Raw genomic sequence first — 16,250 nt, 5'->3', positions numbered from 1 at the left:
AGATTAAATTTCACTCACACTGAAGTAATTGACGCGGACATCGCAGGCGGGTCCGGCAAACACCGGCGTGCGAAAGCCTCAGAGGCCGACCGCGCGGTAGAGCGAGCCGATCTCCTGGCCGTTCAACGGCCGGATCGCGCCCGGGCGCTCGCTGGTCAGACGCACATCACCGATCCGCGTCCGCACCAGGCGCTGCACCGGGTAACCGACGTGCTTGAGCAGCCGCCGCACGATGCGGTTGCGGCCCTCGTGCAACACGATCTCCACCAGCGACCGGTTCTGGTTCATGTCGACCAGCTTGAACCGGTCCACCTTGACCAGACCGTCCTCCAGCTTCACGCCCTTGCTCAGCTGCTGCCCGAGGTCCTTCGGGATCGCCCCCAGCACCTCTGCCAGGTACGTCTTGCGCACCTTGTACGACGGGTGCATCAGCCGGTTCGCCAGCTCGCCATCGTTGGTGATCAGCAGCAGGCCCTCGGTGTCCTGGTCCAGCCGCCCCACGTGAAACAGCTTGCCCTGCCGTTCCCGCAGATAATCACCGATGCACGGACGCCCCTTGTCGTCCGACATGGTGCACAGGATGCCGCGCGGCTTGTTCAGCAGCAGGTGCGTCAGATCGTCGTTGACCATCACCCGGTTGCCGTCCACGTGGACCACCGCGGTCGTCGGGTCGACCCGACGCCCCAGCTCGGTGACGACTTCGCCGTCGACCTCGATCCGCCCCTCGACGATCATCTCCTCGGCCGCGCGCCGCGAGGCCACCCCGGCCTGGGACAACACTTTCTGCAGCCGCACGCCTTCCGAGTTGGCAGTGCTGCTGGACGGGGAACGGTGCTCAGACTTCATCAATCGAATCCACTTCGGGCAACAAGGGGGCGAGCGGCGGCAACTCCTTCAACGACGACAGGCCAAGCCGCTCCAGGAACAGCTCGGTCGTGCAGTAGAGGATGCCGCCCGTCTCCGGGTCGGTTCCGGCCTCTTCGATAAGGCCGCGCCCTACCAGGGTACGGATGACGCCGTCGACGTTCACACCCCGTACTGCCGCGACCCGCGAACGCGTCACCGGCTGCCGGTACGCGATCACCGCGAGGGTCTCCAGCGCGGCACGCGTCAGCTTCGAACGCTGCCCGTCCAGCAGGAACCGCTCCACGTACGGCGCGTACTTCTCCCGCGTGTAGAACCGCCAGCCGTCGCCGACCCGCCGCAGGTCAACGCCCCGTTCCACCTCGGCGTAGCCGTCCGAGAGCCGCCGCAGCGCAGACCGGATCCGGGCCACCGGCTGCTCCAGGGTGTCGGCCAGCAGCTCCTCGCCCGCCGGCACGTCGACCACGAGCAGCAACGCCTCCAGCGCCGCATCCAGCGCCGAATCGGAGGTCAGGTCCGGCGCGCTCGGTGTCTCCACCACCTCGGAGTCCCCCGCGGCTTCGGACAACTCCTGCGGCTCCTGCGGCTGAGCGGGCGGCGGCGACTGCTCCGCGACCTCGCCCGCGGCCTGCGGCTCCAACTCCGTCACCCGTACTCCTCTTCTTCCTGCCTGACGCGCTGCGCCTCGGCTTCGGCCTGCGCCTGCGCCACGCTCCCGCCCACCCAGCTCACGACCAACTCGCCCAACGGGGTCTCCTGCTCGAACAGCAGGACCTTCTCCCGGTAGAGCTCGAGCAGCGCCAGGAACCGCGCCACCACCTCGATGGTGTGCCCGCAGTCCGACACCAGCTCCGAGAACGTCGCGCTTCCCTTCTCCGCCAACCGCACCCGCAGCAGCGCCGCGTGCTCGCGCACCGAAACGCCGTGCTGGTGGATGTGGTCCAGCGAAACGGTCGGCGGTGGCTTCGGCCGGAACACCGCGGCCGCGATCTCGGCGAACCGCTGCGGCGGAACCCCGATCACCACTTCCGGCAGCAGGTTCGCGAACCGCTCCTCGACCGACACCGAACGCGGATAGCGCCGCAGCGCCCCGGCTTCCAACTCGCCGAACAGCGCGGCCACCTGCTTGTACGCGCGGTACTGCAGCAGCCGCGCGAAGAGCAGGTCGCGGGCCTCCAGCAGCGCCAGGTCCGCCTCGTCCTCGACCTCCGCGGCGGGCAGCAGCCGGGCCGCCTTCAGGTCTAAGAGCGTCGCAGCGATCACCAGGAACTCGGTGGTCTCGTTCAGGTCCCACCGCTCACCGAGCGCCCTGGTGTAGGCGATGAACTCGTCGGTGACCTTGTGCAGCGCGACTTCGGTAACGTCCAGCCGGTGCTGCGAGATCAGTTGCAGCAGCAGGTCGAAGGGGCCTTCAAAGTTCTCCAGCCGCACTGTGAACCGGCCGCCTGCGCCGGGGGCCTCGCTCGACTGCTCCGCCGGTACCGCGGGGTCTGTCACTCGCCGGGCTCCTGCAGGCGCCGCACCAGCACCGAGTCCGCGCCGTTGTTGTCGAGGTCGGCTAGCACCACGGCAACCGCTTCGCGCACCACGCGGCCCCGGTCCACGGCGATGCCGTGGTCGGCCCGCAATGCCAGCCGCGCCTGCTCCAAGCCCAGCAACTCCTCGTCGGACACGTACACGGTGATCTTCGAATCGTGCCTGCGCCGTCCCGAGCCCGCCCGGCCCGGCGCGGACTGTGCCGCGGGTGCCGCCTGCTCTGGCTCCGGCGGATTCGCGTGATCCGTGCGAGGCACAGTAGTACGGAACAGTTCGGCCGCTCCTGGCAGGGCGACCCGACGCGTCATCGGGCGATCACCTCGCGCGCCAGCTCCCGGTACGCCTGGGCGCCGGCCGAGCGAGGCGCCCAACGGGTGATCGGCTCGCCGGCCACCGTGGTCTCCGGGAACCGCACTGTGCGGTTGATCACCGCATCGAAGACGATGTCGCCGAACGCCTCGACGACGCGCGCCATCACCTCGCGCGAGTGCAGAGTGCGCGGGTCGAACATGGTCGCCAGGATCCCGCTGATCTCCAGCTTCGGGTTAAGCCTCTCCCGCACCTTCTCGATGGTGTCGATCAGCAGCGCCACTCCGCGCAGGCTGAAGAACTCGCACTCCAGCGGGATTATCACGCCGTCCGCGGCGGCCAACGCGTTCACCGTCAGCAGCCCCAGCGACGGCTGGCAGTCCACCAGCACGTAGTCGTACTCCGGCAGCGCCGGCTGCAGCACCCGGTTCAGCGTCTGCTCCCGGCCCACCTCCGCGACCAGCTGCACCTCGGCCGCGGACAGGTCGATGTTGCTGGGCAGCAGGTCCATGCCCTCGACGGTGGTCCGCCGTACCACGTCGTGGATGGCGACCGGCCGTTCCATGATCACGTTGTAGATGGTCTGGTCGAGCTGGTGCGGCTGGACCCCGAGGCCGACCGAGAGCGCACCCTGCGGATCGAAATCCACCAGCAACACCCGGCGCCCGTACTCCGCCAACGCTGCGCCGAGGTTGATCGTCGACGTGGTCTTCCCGACGCCGCCCTTCTGGTTGCACATCGCGAGCACCGCTGCGGGACCGTGCCGGTCCAGCAGCGGCGGCTCGGGGATGTGCCGACGTGGCCGGCCAGTGGGACCAAGGTCGCGGGGATTCGGCGCGAGGCCGACTTCCGCCTCGCGGCCCGTCGTCTCCGAGGCGATGCTCAGGTCGACCGCGCCCCGGGGCCGCCCTTCGGCAGCGGGCTGCGGCAGCGACATGGCGATCTGACTCCTTTTGGTGCCGGTGGCGATCAAACGCAGCCTAAGTGGCATTCGTTACCAGCGGCAACGCGCCTCGCCGTGGTGTCGGAAGTTCCCTGTGATCTGCGTGTGATCAACGTCTACCGCCTGCACCAGCCCCTCGCATTCGCAGCGTCGCCAAGTCACTCCGTAGCGTGTGCGCGCGGGTGCGTCGTCGCGTAGACCTCCCGCAGCGTGTTCACCGTAATCAGGGTGTAGACCTGAGTCGTCGTGACCGAGGCGTGGCCCAGCAGTTCCTGCACCACGCGGACGTCCGCGCCGCCCTCCACAAGGTGCGTGGCGAACGAATGCCGCAGCACGTGCGGCGAAACCGAGCCGTTGATCCCGGCGCGCTGCGCGGCGGTCTTCAACGCGTTCCACGCGCTCTGCCGGGAAAGCCTGGTACCGCGCGAATTCAGGAACACCGCGGCACTACCGCGCCCGCGCGCGGCCAGGCCGGTCCTGGCCCGCACCAGGTACGCATCCAGCGCCGCCAGCGCCGGTCGGCCGATTGGCACCAGCCGCTGGCGGCCGCCCTTCCCGTCCAGCAACACGGTCCGATTGGTGCCGTCGATGTCGTCGAGGTCCAACCCGACCGTTTCGGAGATCCGCGCTCCCGTCGAATACAGCACTTCCAGCAGCGCCCGGTCCCGCAGGCCCCGGGCATCCTCGCCCCCGGCATGATCGAGCAGTTTCCCGACGTCGCCGACGGAAAGCGCCTTCGGCAGCCGCTTCGGCGGGCTCGGCGGCGCGACATCGCGCGCGACGTCGACCGGGAGCAGCCCCTCGGCGTGCGCGAAGCGGTGCAGGCCGCGGGCGGCCACCAGGGCTCGGGCCGACGACGACGGCGCCAGCGCGGGCCGCTGATCGGTGCCTTCCCGGAGCTCCGCCAAAAACCCGGACAGGTGCACCGAACGCACCTCGCCGAGCCCGGAAATCCCCGCCCCAACCAGGAATTCGGCATACCGGCGCAGGTCCCTGGCGTAGGAGTCGAGCGTGCTGCGGGCGGTGCCGCGCTCGACGGCAAGGTGGTCGAGGTACCCGGTGATCGCCCCGCGCAGGTCCAGCGGCAGCTCCTCGAAACCCCTCACCGGGCGGCGAAGCGCTGGGGCCGGTCCGGCCATTGGGCATCCGCCGGGCGAGGCTCCACCTGGCCCTCGCGGACCGCGTGGGCGGCGAGCAGTCCCGCCACCCCGGGACCGTTGACGATCTCCCCGGCCAGCGCCATCCGCACCGCTTCGGCGAGCGGGAAGCGCCGGATCACCAGGTCCGCCTCCTCGTCCCCGGCCGCCGCCGGACGGTCCACATCGGACAATCCGGTGCCCAGGAACACCCGCACGCATTCGTCGGTGAAACCGGGCGAAGTCGCCACGTCGACCAGCACCGACCAGTCCCGGGCGGCGATCCCGGCCTCCTCCGCGAGCTCCCGCTGCGCGGTGCGCACCGGCTCCTCCCCCGCCACGTCCAGCAGCCCGGCCGGCAGCTCCCAGAGCCGCCGGCCGACCGGATACCGGTACTGGTGGACGAGCACCACCTGGTCGTCCTCGTCCAGGGCCACCACCGCGACCGCGCCGAGGTGCTCGACGACCTCGCGGCGCGCGTGCCCGCCGCCGGGCATCCCGACCTCGTCGGCCCGCAACGCGAGGATCTTGCCCACGTAGACGTCCTTGCTGGCCAGGGTGGTGAATTCGTGCTCGCCGTTCGTGCGAGCGACGCCGTTGTCCGTCGTGTCCACGCCGCCCACCCTAGAAGAGGCCATTGTCTTCGTAGTGGCGAAGCCGCTTGGTCCGCCCTCGCAACCGGCACCGCTACGCCGAACGCGCCTGGGAACAGCCTCCGAATCCGCCGATCACGCGCTGGGCGCGGGTTCCTGGACGGGCTCCAGCTCCACGGGCAGCCGCTCCGCGGCGCGGTAGTTCAGGGCCGCCTTCACGAACGCCGCGAACAGCGGGTGCGGGCGGGTGGGGCGGCTCTTGAGCTCCGGGTGCGCCTGGGTGCCCACGAAGAACGGGTGCACCTCGCGCGGCAGCTCGACGAACTCCACCAGCCGGTCGTCCGGGGAGGTCCCGGAGAACACCAGGCCCGCCTTGCTCAGCCGGTCCCGGTAGGAGTTGTTCACCTCGTAGCGGTGCCGGTGTCGCTCGGCGATCTCGGTGGAGCCGTATGCCTCGGCGACGATCGAGCCGGCCTGCAGCTTCGCCGGGTAGGAGCCCAACCGCATGGTGCCGCCCATGTCCCGGTCACCGGAGATCACATCGTGCTGATCGGCCATCGTGCTGATCACCGGGTGCTTGGCGGGTTCCTCGAACTCCGTGGAGTTGGCCCGCTCCAGCCCGGCCAGCGACCGCGCCGTCTCGATGACCATGCACTGCAGGCCCAGGCACAGGCCCAGGACCGGGATTCCGTTGGTGCGCGCGTAGCGGATCGCGCCGAGCTTTCCCTCGATGCCGCGCACCCCGAAGCCGCCCGGGATCAGCACACCGTCCATTCCAGACAGTGCCTGGGCCGCGCCCGCCTCGCTCTCGCAGCTGTCCGAGCCGACCCAGGAGATCTCCACCTTCGCCCGGTGCGCGAAACCGCCGGCGCGCAGCGCCTCGGTGACCGACAGGTAGGCGTCGGGCAGGTCGACGTACTTGCCGACCAGCGCGATCCGCACCCGCTCGGACGGGTTGTGCACCCGGTCCAGCAGGTCGCCCCACACCGACCAGTCGACGTCGCGGAACGGCAGCCCGAGCCGCCGCACCAGGTAGGCGTCCAGTCCCTCGCCGTGCAGCACGCGCGGGATGTCGTAGATCGACGGTGCGTCCGGGCAGGCCACGACGCCGTCGACGTCCACGTCGCACATCAGCGCGATCTTGCGCTTTAGGTCCTCCGGCAGGTCCCGGTCGGCCCGGCAAACCAGCGCGTCGGGCTGGATGCCGATGTTGCGCAGCGCCGCCACCGAGTGCTGCGTCGGCTTGGTCTTCAACTCGCCCGAGGGCGCCAGGAACGGCACCAGCGAAACGTGCAGGAAGAAGCAGTTGTCCCGGCCGACGTCATGCCGCACCTGGCGGCAGGCCTCCAGGAACGGCAGCGACTCGATGTCGCCGACCGTGCCGCCGACCTCGGTGATCACGACATCGGGGGTGCGGCCGTCCTCGTCCGGCTCGGCCATCGCCCGGATCCGGGCCTTGATCTGGTCGGTGATGTGCGGAATCACCTGCACGGTGTCGCCCAGGTACTCGCCGCGGCGCTCCTTGGCGATGACCGTCGAGTACACCTGTCCGGTCGTCACGTTGGCGTTCTTGGTGAGGTCCCGGTCCAGGAACCGCTCGTAGTGCCCGATGTCGAGGTCGGTCTCGGCACCGTCCTCGGTAACGAACACCTCACCGTGCTGGAACGGGTTCATCGTTCCCGGATCGACGTTCAGGTAGGGGTCGAGCTTCTGCATGGTCACCCGCAGACCGCGGGAGGTCAGCAGTTCGCCCAGACTGGACGCCGTGAGCCCCTTACCCAACGAGGAGGCCACGCCCCCCGTGACGAACACGTGCTTGATCGTGCGTGCATGCGGCACCAACAAAAGCTCCCCGTGGTCAAGCCGTCGCCTGGCTGGATTTCTGCGCTGGCAGGACGGCTGGATCCGTCGCTCCCACGGAATTCCAGCCTAACGCACGACCATCGGGGCGCGCACCGAGACCCGTCCCTGCCGGTCCGGACCGTCAGGGACGGGTCAACCGCCATCCGGCGGCCTACCCGCGAGTCGCCGGTACCGGCCCCTGGGCGCTGCCGGCGACGCCGTAGTGCCCCGCCTGCCGATCCGCCTGCTCCCGCAGCGCAAGCACGACCGCCACCCGCCCCGGGCTGCTGTCCAGGTCGTCGACGGTGGACAGCGCCGACGCCATCGCCGGATCCGCGCGGACCACCCCGACCGGCCCGGTCCCGTCGGCCGACCCGGCGCCACCGGCGAGCACCGCGCCCTGACCTGCCCGGTCGACCTGGGTCGCGAAGCGGGCCAGCGTCGCGGCCCTGTCACCAGCGCTGTCCCCCGCGCTGTCGCCCTCGATCCGGCCGCCGGTGAGCACCAAGGCGAGCTGCGCGGGCCGCAAGCCCTCCGAAGCGGTCGCGAAGCCGCCGCCGGCTAGACCCGCGAACGCCGCCGCCCGCTCCTGGTCACCGGTCTGCGGCTGGCCGGTCTGGGGGTCCAGCAGCGCAAGCGGCCCGATCAGGCCACCGGCCAGGGTTCCGGGATCGGCCGCCGTGGGCAACTGCACACCGGCGGGCAGCAGTTCGGTGACCACGCCCCTGAGCTGGTCCGCCCGGCTCGGGTCGGCGAAGGCATGACCCAGCCGCACCTCTCCAGTGACGTCCGCACCCGCAGCGCGCAGCAGCTGCGCCACCGCGTCGCGCTGCTGCTCTGATGCGTCCGCAGACGTGATCAGCACGACGCTGCGCTGCGCCAGCTGGCCGTGCACGGTCATCGGCCCGACCGCCGCGTTGAACCGGTCGGCGGCCGCGACCTGCGCCTTGAGCACAGTCCGCTCGGCGTTGAGGGCGTCGACCTGCTCCTGCAACGACTGCCTCTCGTTGCCCACGCCCGCCAGCAAGCGGCCGCTGAGCGACGTGGAGCCCACGAGGACGCCCACGGCCAACGCCAGGAACACCGCAGCGATCGACACGATGTGGTACCGCAACGAGATCACGTGAAAAGCCCCTCGAGGTAAGCGGAAACGGAGTCGCCGGTGTCCGCGACCACGGTCAGGAAAGCGGCGCCCAGCCCGGAGACCAGCAGCGCCACGACCGCCACCAGCAGCACCGAGAGCACCAGCAGCATGATGGCCCCGACCGGCGTCCGGCTGCGCTGGAGCGTGGCCACTGCCGCGCCGTCGATGACCTTGCTGCCCAGCCGGAGCCGGGTGAGGAACGTCGACGGGTTCGAACCGGAGCGCCCGCGGTCGAGGAATTCGCTCAGCGTCGCGTGGAACCCGACCGTGATCACCAGGCTCGCCTTGTGCGCGTCGGTGAGCAGCAGCGCGAGGTCCTCCGGGTTCCCCGACGCGGGGAACGTCACCGCCCCGACCCCGAGGTCCTGGATGCGTTCCAGGCCGGGCGCGTGCCCGTCGAGGTGGGCGGGGATCACCAGTTCCGCGCCGCACTTAAGGGTGGCGGTGGCGATGCCGTCCGGGTCGCCGACGATGACGTCCGGCTTGTGCCCGGCGTTGAGCAGCGACTCGGCGCCTCCCTCCACCCCGATCAGCACCGGCCGGTACTCCCGGATGTACTTCTTCAACCGCTGCAGGTCGTCGGCGTGGCCGTACCCGGGCGCCACCACGAGCACCTGGCGGCCCTCCATCGACGAGCTCAGCTCGGGCACGCCGACACCGTCGAGGATCAGCGTCCGCTCCTTGCGCAGGAACTCGATGGTGTTCGCCGAGAACGCCTCCAGCTGCGTGGACATCCCGGCCTTGGCCTCGATGAGCAGGTCGGCGACGGAGTTGGCGTCCTGCGCCGTCCCGCGCCCGACCTCCCGGTCCCCGACGAACACGCCGCCATCGTGCAGCCTGATCTTCGCGCCGTCCTTGACCCGGTGCACGAGCTCGGGGCCGGCGCCATCGACCAGCGCGATGCCGGCTGACAGCAGCACTTCGGGACCGAGGTTCGGATAGCGCCCGGAAATCGAAGGAGCGGCGTTGACGACCCCGACCACCCCGGCCGAGACCAGAGCTTCGGCGGTGCGCCGGTCCAGGTCCGCGTGATCGATCAACGCGATGTCGCCGGACCGGACCCGGCGCAGCACATCACCCGAACGCCGCTCGACCCTGGCGATCCCGGCCACACCGGGCAGGTTTTCCTGCTGACGGGCAAGCAGACCGCTGAGTTTCATGCACCGATGGTGACAAATCGAACACCTGCTGTTGGTACGCCACGCCGATACTACTGCCCCAACAGCAGCAGAATCTGTTGGGCCGAACGGCCTACTTCCCGCTGCGTTCCCGCTTCTTCGGCGCCGACTTGCCGCGCCGCCGGAACCGGGCCTGCGCCAGCTTGTAGGCCGTCGCGGTGTCCAGCAGCTCCTCCGCGTGAGCCCGGCCGGTCTCCGTGGAGTCCATCCCGGCCAGCATCCGCGCAAGCTCGACGACCCGCCGCTCGTCGGCGACCACCCGCACGTCGCTGCGGGTCAACCCGCCGTCGGCGGCGCCCTTGTCCACCACGAGGTGACGGTCGGCGTACGCGGCAACCTGCGGCAGGTGGGTGACGACCACGACCTGGTGGGTGCGGGCCAGGCGGGCCAGCCGCCGCCCGATCTCCACCGCGGCCCGGCCGCCGACCCCAGCGTCGACCTCGTCGAACACCAGCGTCGGCACCGTGTCGGCGTCGGCGAGCACGACCTCCAGCGCCAGCATCACTCGGGACAGCTCACCGCCCGAGGCGCCCTTGTGGATCGGCAGCGCCGGGGCACCGGAATGCGCGATCAGCCGCAGTTCGACCTCGTCGACCCCCTCCGGGCCCGCGTGGAGGGTACGGCCCCGCACAGGCAGCGCGTTCGGGTCACCCGGATCGACCTCCTTCGGCTGGACCACGACCTCCAGCCGCGCCTGCGGCATCGCCAGCCCGTCCAGCTCCTCCGAAACCGCCGTGGCGAGCCCAACGGCGGCATCCTTCCGGGCCTCGGACACCGCTACGGCGTGTTCGGCGAGCTCGGCAGCAAGCTCGTCGCGCCGCACGGCCAACGCCGCCAGCGCCTCCTCAGAAGTGTCCATTCCGGACAGTCGGCTGCGCGCTTCCGCTGCCCAGGCCAGCACGCCGTCGACGTCCGCTGCGTACTTCTTCGTCAGCAGCTTCAGCTCCGCCTGCCTGACCAGAACCTGCCCCAGCCGGGCCGGGTCGGCGTCCAACCGGTCCAGGTAGCCGCCGAGCTCGCCACCCACGTCGGCCAGGACCGCGACGGCCTCGGCCACCCGCGGCTCCAGCTCCCGCAGCACCGGGTCCTCGGCGCCCCTGAGGCGCCGCTGGGCCTCCCCGATCAGGCCGATCGCGCCAGGCGCGTCCGGGTCGCCATCGGCAGACCCGGTGAGCGCCAGGTGGGCCCCCGTCGCGATCTCCCGGAGCTGGTCGACGTCCGCGAGCCGCCGCGCCTCGTCGACCAGCAAGGCATCCTCGCCGGATTCCGGGGCGACAGCCTCGATCTCGGCCAAGCCGTGCCGTAGCAGCTCCGCTTCCCGGGCCAACTCCCGAGAGCGTTCGGTGCGCTCGGTCAGTTCCCGCCCCGCGTCGGCCCACTCCGCGCGGACCCGCTGGTAGTCGGCGAGCACGTGCAGCACGGGTTCCCCGGCGAATCGGTCCAGTACCGCGCGCTGCTCACCTGACCGCAGCAGCCGCAGCTGATCGTTCTGCCCGTGCACCGCGAGAACCTGTTCCGCCAGCTCGGACAGCACGGCGTTGGGCACCGAACGACCACCGAGGTGCGCCCGCGAGCGGCCGTCGGCCGCCACCGTCCGCACCGCGATCAGGCTGCCGTCCTCGTCGGGCTCGGCCCCGGCATCAGCGGCGACCTTGGCCGCCGGCGAGTCGATCGTGGTCTGGAACCGGCCCTCCACGACGGCACGCTGCGCACCGGACCGGACCCGCGAGGCATCCGCCCGACCACCACCGAGCAGGTGCAGCCCGGTGACCACCATCGTCTTACCGGCGCCGGTCTCACCGGTGACCACGGTCAGGCCGGCATGCAGTGCGAGCGTGGCGTCGTCGATGACGCCCAGTCCCTGGATGCGCATCTCCGCCAACACATCAAGCACCCTAGCGGCATCGCCCGACCCACGGATCCCCACTGGGGTGATCAGCACAAGGATTGAGTTCGTGGTTGGTTTGCATAGCGGTGCGGGCGGCGGCCCCCTGCGGGAATTGCGGTCGCCGCCTGGACTACGGGGTCCCCGACTTACGGATGGGCATCCTCCGGGCGCTAGCCAGCTTTGACGGGGCCGCGCCAGCCTTGGACCGGGAGCTCGAACTTGCGCACCAGGCGGTCCGTGAAGGCTGTGTCGTGCAGCCACACCAGGCGCAGCGGCGTCTCCCCCGCGACCACCTCGACCCGCGCACCGGGCGGCAGGTCGAACTGGCGCTGCCCGTCGCAGAACAGCACCGCGTGGTGGCCGTGCTGGTCGATCTCCAGCGCCACCAACGACTTCTGCGATACCACCAGCGGGCGGGCGAACAGCGCGTGCGCGTTGCTCGGCACGACCAGCAGCGCCTGCACCTCCGGCCACACAACCGGGCCACCAGCGGAGAACGCGTACGCCGTGGAACCGGTCGGGGTGGAGCACAGCACGCCGTCGCAGCCGAACGCCGACACCGGGTGGCCGTCGACCTCCACGACCAGGTCGAGGATCCGCTCCCGGCTGCTCTTCTCCACGCTCGCCTCGTTGAGCGCCCACGTGTGGACCAGGACCTGGCCGTCGAGCTTCGCGGTGACCTCGATGGTCATCCGCTCTTCGACGTAGTAGCGGGACTCGACGACGGCGGCCACCGCCTCGTCGAGCGCGTCGGAATCGGCCCCGGCCAGGAAACCGACCCGGCCGAGGTTCACCCCGAAGACCGGCACGTCGGCCAGCCGCGCGAGCTCCGCGGCACGCAGCAGGGTCCCGTCACCACCCAGCACCAGGACGAGTTCGGTGCCCACCGCCGCCTCCGGGCCGGGCTCGACCACCTGGAGGTAGCAGGCCGAGCTAAGCTCCGGCGCCTCCTCGGCAAGCACTCGCACCCGCAGGCCCGCGTCGATGAGCTGACCGGCAACCTTCTCCGCGGTGCGCATATTGTGCTGCCTGCCGGTGTGCACCACCAGCAGCACCTCTCGGTTCAACTGCACTCCTTCACCGGTGCGAGCCTTTGCCTGAAGTTTGCGGCCCCTGCCTCACCGCGTCCACCACGAGCGCTTCCGCCGCGTCCGCCTCAGTGCTCGATCCCGGGCGCAGCCAGGCGAAGTACTCGACGTTGCCGGACGGACCGGGCAACGGGCTGGCCACGACGCCGCGCAGGCCCAAGCCGAGTTCGGCGGCGAAGCGCACGACCTCCAGGACAGCTTCGGCGCGCAGCGCGGCGTCGCGTACCACGCCACCCGAGCCTAGCCGCTGCTTGCCCACCTCGAACTGCGGTTTGATCATCGGCACCAGATCGGCGTCCGGCGAAGCGCACGCGAGCAGTGCCGGCAGCACCAGCTTCAGCGAGATGAACGACAGATCGGCGACCACCAGATCCACCGGGCCGCCGATGTCTTCGGGGGTCAACGACCGCACGTTCGTCCGGTCGTGAATCCGCACCCGCTCATCGGTCTGCAACTTCCAGACCAGCTGCCCATACCCGACGTCGACGGCCACCACCTCGCGCGCGCCCCGGCGCAGCAGCACATCGGTGAACCCGCCGGTGGACGCGCCCGCGTCCAGGCAACGCCGATCAGCAACGGTCAGCCCCACGGGCTCGAACGCCTCCAGCGCCCCCAGCAGTTTGTGCGCGCCGCGCGATGCCCAACCTGGATCGTCGACGTCCTCGGCGACCACCACAGGTGCGTCGATCTCGACCGCGGTCGCGGACTTGCGGGCCACCATCCCGCGCACCGTCACCCGGCCCGCGGCAACCAGTTCCGTGGCGTGTTCGCGGGACCTGGCGAGCCCGCGACGAACCAGTTCGGCATCCAACCGCGCCTTGCGTGGCACTACGGTCAGCTCCTGTATGCGCTCGTGCTGGAGAGGAGGTTGTCGGCTTTCGACAGCGCGTCGGTGAGCGCGGTGTGCACCGTTTCGAACCGCCCGACGTGCTCGGCCACGGGCAACTCCCGCACCTCGTCGAGTTCGGCCACGGCCGCCGCGATGGCGTCGATCGCCGGTTGACCGTCGTCGCCCGGGCGCGCCAGCATCGCGGGATTCGGCGCTTGCGGCCCCTGCTGCCACGGAGAGGTCATCCGCTCCTGCTCCCATCGATCACGCCGCGACCGCTGTAGCCGCGACGTGCCCACGCTAGCGGAACGCCCCGACGGCGACGCCGCGACATGCATCGGTCAGGCCAAGCCCAACTGCCCCAACACGTCCTGCGCGTGTCCGTCCGCGCCGCGCACGGCAACCGGGCCTGAGGATGTGGCCCACCAAGCGGCGCACAGCGCGCGGAGCGCCGACAGCGCGTCGCCCGGCAGTTCCCCGGCGCGCGCGGCCAGTTCCAGCGAGCCGCTTTCGACGCGGACCTGCCACGCCGTCTGCTCGCCGATGGCGACCTCGCTCGGCGACTGGTGCAGCGCCCGGAGGTCTGCCCCGACGTAGTCGGGACGGAGGCCGTCGGTGGCCTCCAGCAGGTCCTGCGTCGTGCTGACGCCGGTCAGCACCATCAGCACCGGCATCCCGGCGTTGACCGCGCCCGCGATGTCCGTGTCGAGCCGATCCCCGACCATCAACGGCGCCTCGGCACCAGCGGAGGCGACCGCGCGGTCCAGCAGCGGACGCTCCGGCTTGCCGGCCACCAGCGGATCCTGGTCGGTCGCCGCCTGCACGAGCGCGACGAGCGCACCATTGCCGGGAACCAGACCTCGCTCCGTCGGCAAGGTGCGGTCACCGTTGCACGAAACCCACAACGCGCCCGCGCGGATCGCCAAGCACGCCTCCGCGAGATCGCGGTACCCGATCTCGGTGTAGAGGCCCTGCACGACCGCGACCGGCTCGTCGGCGAACTCGGTGACCGGCACCAGCCCCGCCCTGTCCACTTCGGACACCAGCGCCGGCGAACCGACCACGAGCACCTTCGAACCGGTCGGCAGCTTCTCCGCCAGCATCGCGGCGCCGGCCTGGGCGCTGGTGCTCACCTCAGCCCGCTCCGCGTCCAAGCCGAGGCCGACGAGGTGATCGACGACCGCCTGATCCGGTTTGGACGCGTTGTTGGTCACGTAGCGGACCGGGATGCCGCGGCGGTGCACCTCCTGGATCGCCTCCAGCGCACCAGGAACGAGTTCACCGCCGCGGAACACCGTGCCGTCGAGGTCGAACAGCACGACGTCGTGGCCATCGAGAAGCGTGCCGCTCACTTCGCTCGCGCGTCCCCTTTTGCGTTGCTCGCCTCGGCGTCGGTGACATCCGACTTGGACGCCTCCTCAGAGGTTTCGTCGACCTCTTCGGTCTCGGCCGCCTTCTCGGAGTCAGCGCTCGCGGCTTCCGACTGCTCGTCGATCTCCTCGTCGAGGTCGTCGATCTCCTCGTCGAGGTCGTCGAAGTCGTCGTCGAGCTCGGCGGCCTCGTCGTCGAGCTCGGCGGCCTCGTCGTCGAAGTCCTCGTCGTCGATCTCGGCGGCAGCCTCGGCCTCCGTTACGAGCTCCTCGACCACGTCCGGGCCGCCCAGTTTCTCGGCGAGCTCCTCGAGCCGCTCCGCGGCGTCGGTCTCGTCCTCGTCATCGGCATGTGCCGCGTGCACGAACCAGGTGAAGGCTTCGCGCTCCCGCCCGGCCGCCAGCAGGTTGTCGGCGTAAGCGTAGAACAGGCGAGCGCTCCACGGCTCCTGGCGCTTCGGGTCCAGCTCCGCCGTCTGCAGGCTCACCACAGAGGCCTCGATCTCGCCGAGGTCCCTGCGAGCGCCCGCGGCGACGATGCGCAGTTCGACCGCGTCCTCCTGGTCGAGCTGGGTGGCTTCCTCGCTGCGGCTGAGCTCCACCGCGCGCTCCGGCCGCCCCATGGCGCGCTCGCAATCGGCCATCATCGCCAGGTGCCCGGGCCCGCCGGCCATGCGCCGGACGGCGCGCAGCTCCGCAAGCGCCTCGTTCCACTCTCCGACCAGGTAGGCGGTGAGGCCGTTGGCCTCCCGCACCGAAGGAATGCGCGGAGCCCGCTGGCGTGCGTAACGCGCGTGTTCCAGGGCCCGTTCCGGCTCCGAGTCGATCAGCTGACCGGCGGCCACGAGGTGCACAGCGACCTTGTCGGCCAAGCCCTTCGGCAGCGTCAGCAGCTCACGGCGGATCTCGATGTCCAGATCTCCGGGCTCCAAGCCTTCGGGCAGCTCCGGCTCGCTCTTCGCGGGCGACTCGACAGCCGCCTCGTCACGCGACTCCGCCCGAGGCGAGTCGTGCCGGAACCCACCCCGGCCCCGACGGTCGCCGCCACGCTGCTCGCCACCGCGGTGGTCTCCGCCGCGACGGTCCCGATCCGGGCGGCCGCCGCGGTCGCGGTCGAACCTGTCGCCCTGCGGACGCGGCCGGTCGTCGCGCGGCCGGTCGTCGCGCGGCCGGTCATCCCGCTGCCGGTCGTCGCGCGGCCGGGGCCGGTCATCGCGCCGGAAACCACCGCGGTCGTCCCGCCGGCGGTCGTCGAAGCGGGGCTTGCCCGGCCGGTCGTCGCGGCGCCCGTAGCCGCCGCGCCGGTCATCCCGGCGGAAGTCGCCGCGACTGCGGTCATCACGACCACGGTCATCGCGTTTGAAACCGCCACGGTCATCACGACCACGGTCATCACGTTTGAAACCGCCACGGTCATCACGACCACGGTCATCACGTTTGAAACCGCCACGGTCATCACGACCACGGTCATCACGTTTGAAACCGCCACGGTCATCACGACCACGGTCATCACGTTTGAAACCGCCACGG

At 70.7% G+C, this 16,250-nt stretch carries 16 protein-coding genes and 1 pseudogene; 1 reads left to right on the top strand and 16 read right to left on the bottom strand.

Annotated elements, in window-relative coordinates; translation table 11 throughout:
- Positions 1-78 precede the first annotated feature (78 nt).
- The 16 genes from ACWDKQ_RS19920 to ACWDKQ_RS19845 form a co-directional block, all read right to left on the bottom strand.
- Positions 79-846 carry a pseudouridine synthase gene (locus ACWDKQ_RS19920; RefSeq protein ID WP_450140228.1) on the bottom strand — a complete coding sequence of 256 codons (768 nt, stop codon included), beginning with the start codon at positions 844-846 and terminating at the stop codon, positions 79-81.
- A complete protein-coding gene (gene scpB, locus ACWDKQ_RS19915; RefSeq protein WP_450140227.1) occupies positions 836-1,513 on the bottom strand; it encodes an SMC-Scp complex subunit ScpB in 678 nt (225 codons plus the stop codon). The genes ACWDKQ_RS19920 and scpB overlap by 11 nt, the downstream gene beginning before the upstream one ends.
- Positions 1,510-2,361, bottom strand: coding sequence for a segregation and condensation protein A (locus ACWDKQ_RS19910; protein WP_450140226.1), 852 nt, complete (start codon positions 2,359-2,361; stop codon positions 1,510-1,512). The genes scpB and ACWDKQ_RS19910 overlap by 4 nt, the downstream gene beginning before the upstream one ends.
- Positions 2,358-2,708 carry a hypothetical protein gene (locus tag ACWDKQ_RS19905; RefSeq protein ID WP_450140225.1) on the bottom strand — a complete coding sequence of 117 codons (351 nt, stop codon included), beginning with the start codon at positions 2,706-2,708 and terminating at the stop codon, positions 2,358-2,360. Before ACWDKQ_RS19905 ends, ACWDKQ_RS19910 begins: the two co-directional genes overlap by 4 nt.
- A complete protein-coding gene (locus ACWDKQ_RS19900) occupies positions 2,705-3,646 on the bottom strand; it encodes a ParA family protein (protein WP_450140224.1) in 942 nt (313 codons plus the stop codon). Before ACWDKQ_RS19900 ends, ACWDKQ_RS19905 begins: the two co-directional genes overlap by 4 nt.
- 164 nt (positions 3,647-3,810) lie before the next feature.
- Entirely contained in the window at positions 3,811-4,791 is a 981-nt protein-coding gene (locus ACWDKQ_RS19895) for a site-specific tyrosine recombinase XerD (protein ID WP_450140223.1), read from the bottom strand.
- Entirely contained in the window at positions 4,755-5,426 is a 672-nt protein-coding gene (locus ACWDKQ_RS19890; RefSeq protein WP_450140222.1) for an NUDIX domain-containing protein, read from the bottom strand. The genes ACWDKQ_RS19895 and ACWDKQ_RS19890 overlap by 37 nt, the downstream gene beginning before the upstream one ends.
- Positions 5,427-5,516: 90 nt before the next feature.
- Positions 5,517-7,220, bottom strand: a complete 1,704-nt coding sequence (locus ACWDKQ_RS19885; protein WP_450140221.1) for a CTP synthase — start codon at positions 7,218-7,220, stop codon at positions 5,517-5,519.
- 175 nt (positions 7,221-7,395) lie between these two features.
- Positions 7,396-8,346 carry a copper transporter gene (locus ACWDKQ_RS19880; protein WP_450140220.1) on the bottom strand — a complete coding sequence of 317 codons (951 nt, stop codon included), beginning with the start codon at positions 8,344-8,346 and terminating at the stop codon, positions 7,396-7,398.
- Complete coding sequence (steA, locus tag ACWDKQ_RS19875; protein ID WP_450140219.1) at positions 8,343-9,527, bottom strand: putative cytokinetic ring protein SteA; 1,185 nt, start codon at positions 9,525-9,527, stop codon at positions 8,343-8,345. Before steA ends, ACWDKQ_RS19880 begins: the two co-directional genes overlap by 4 nt.
- Positions 9,528-9,618: 91 nt before the next feature.
- A complete protein-coding gene (recN, locus tag ACWDKQ_RS19870; protein ID WP_450140246.1) occupies positions 9,619-11,430 on the bottom strand; it encodes a DNA repair protein RecN in 1,812 nt (603 codons plus the stop codon).
- 173 nt (positions 11,431-11,603) lie between these two features.
- A complete protein-coding gene (locus ACWDKQ_RS19865; protein ID WP_450140218.1) occupies positions 11,604-12,500 on the bottom strand; it encodes an NAD kinase in 897 nt (298 codons plus the stop codon).
- 10 nt (positions 12,501-12,510) lie between these two features.
- Positions 12,511-13,350, bottom strand: a complete 840-nt coding sequence (locus ACWDKQ_RS19860; protein WP_450140217.1) for a TlyA family RNA methyltransferase — start codon at positions 13,348-13,350, stop codon at positions 12,511-12,513.
- A gap of 5 nt (positions 13,351-13,355) precedes the next feature.
- Positions 13,356-13,595: a hypothetical protein gene (locus ACWDKQ_RS19855; protein ID WP_450140216.1), complete on the bottom strand. Its 240-nt coding sequence runs from the start codon at positions 13,593-13,595 to the stop codon at positions 13,356-13,358.
- 96 nt (positions 13,596-13,691) lie between these two features.
- Positions 13,692-14,702: an HAD-IIA family hydrolase gene (locus ACWDKQ_RS19850; protein ID WP_450140215.1), complete on the bottom strand. Its 1,011-nt coding sequence runs from the start codon at positions 14,700-14,702 to the stop codon at positions 13,692-13,694.
- Positions 14,699-15,652: a tetratricopeptide repeat protein gene (locus ACWDKQ_RS19845; protein WP_450140214.1), complete on the bottom strand. Its 954-nt coding sequence runs from the start codon at positions 15,650-15,652 to the stop codon at positions 14,699-14,701. The genes ACWDKQ_RS19850 and ACWDKQ_RS19845 overlap by 4 nt, the downstream gene beginning before the upstream one ends.
- A 78-nt stretch (positions 15,653-15,730) precedes the next feature.
- Here ACWDKQ_RS19845 and ACWDKQ_RS19840 point away from each other — a divergent pair.
- A pseudogene (locus tag ACWDKQ_RS19840) lies at positions 15,731-16,250 on the top strand (hypothetical protein); the annotation flags it as partial.

Source organism: Saccharopolyspora sp. NPDC000995, from assembly GCF_053599315.1.
The sequence above is the reverse complement of the archived record's forward strand: the minus strand, read 5'-3'. Positions and strand labels throughout refer to the sequence as shown.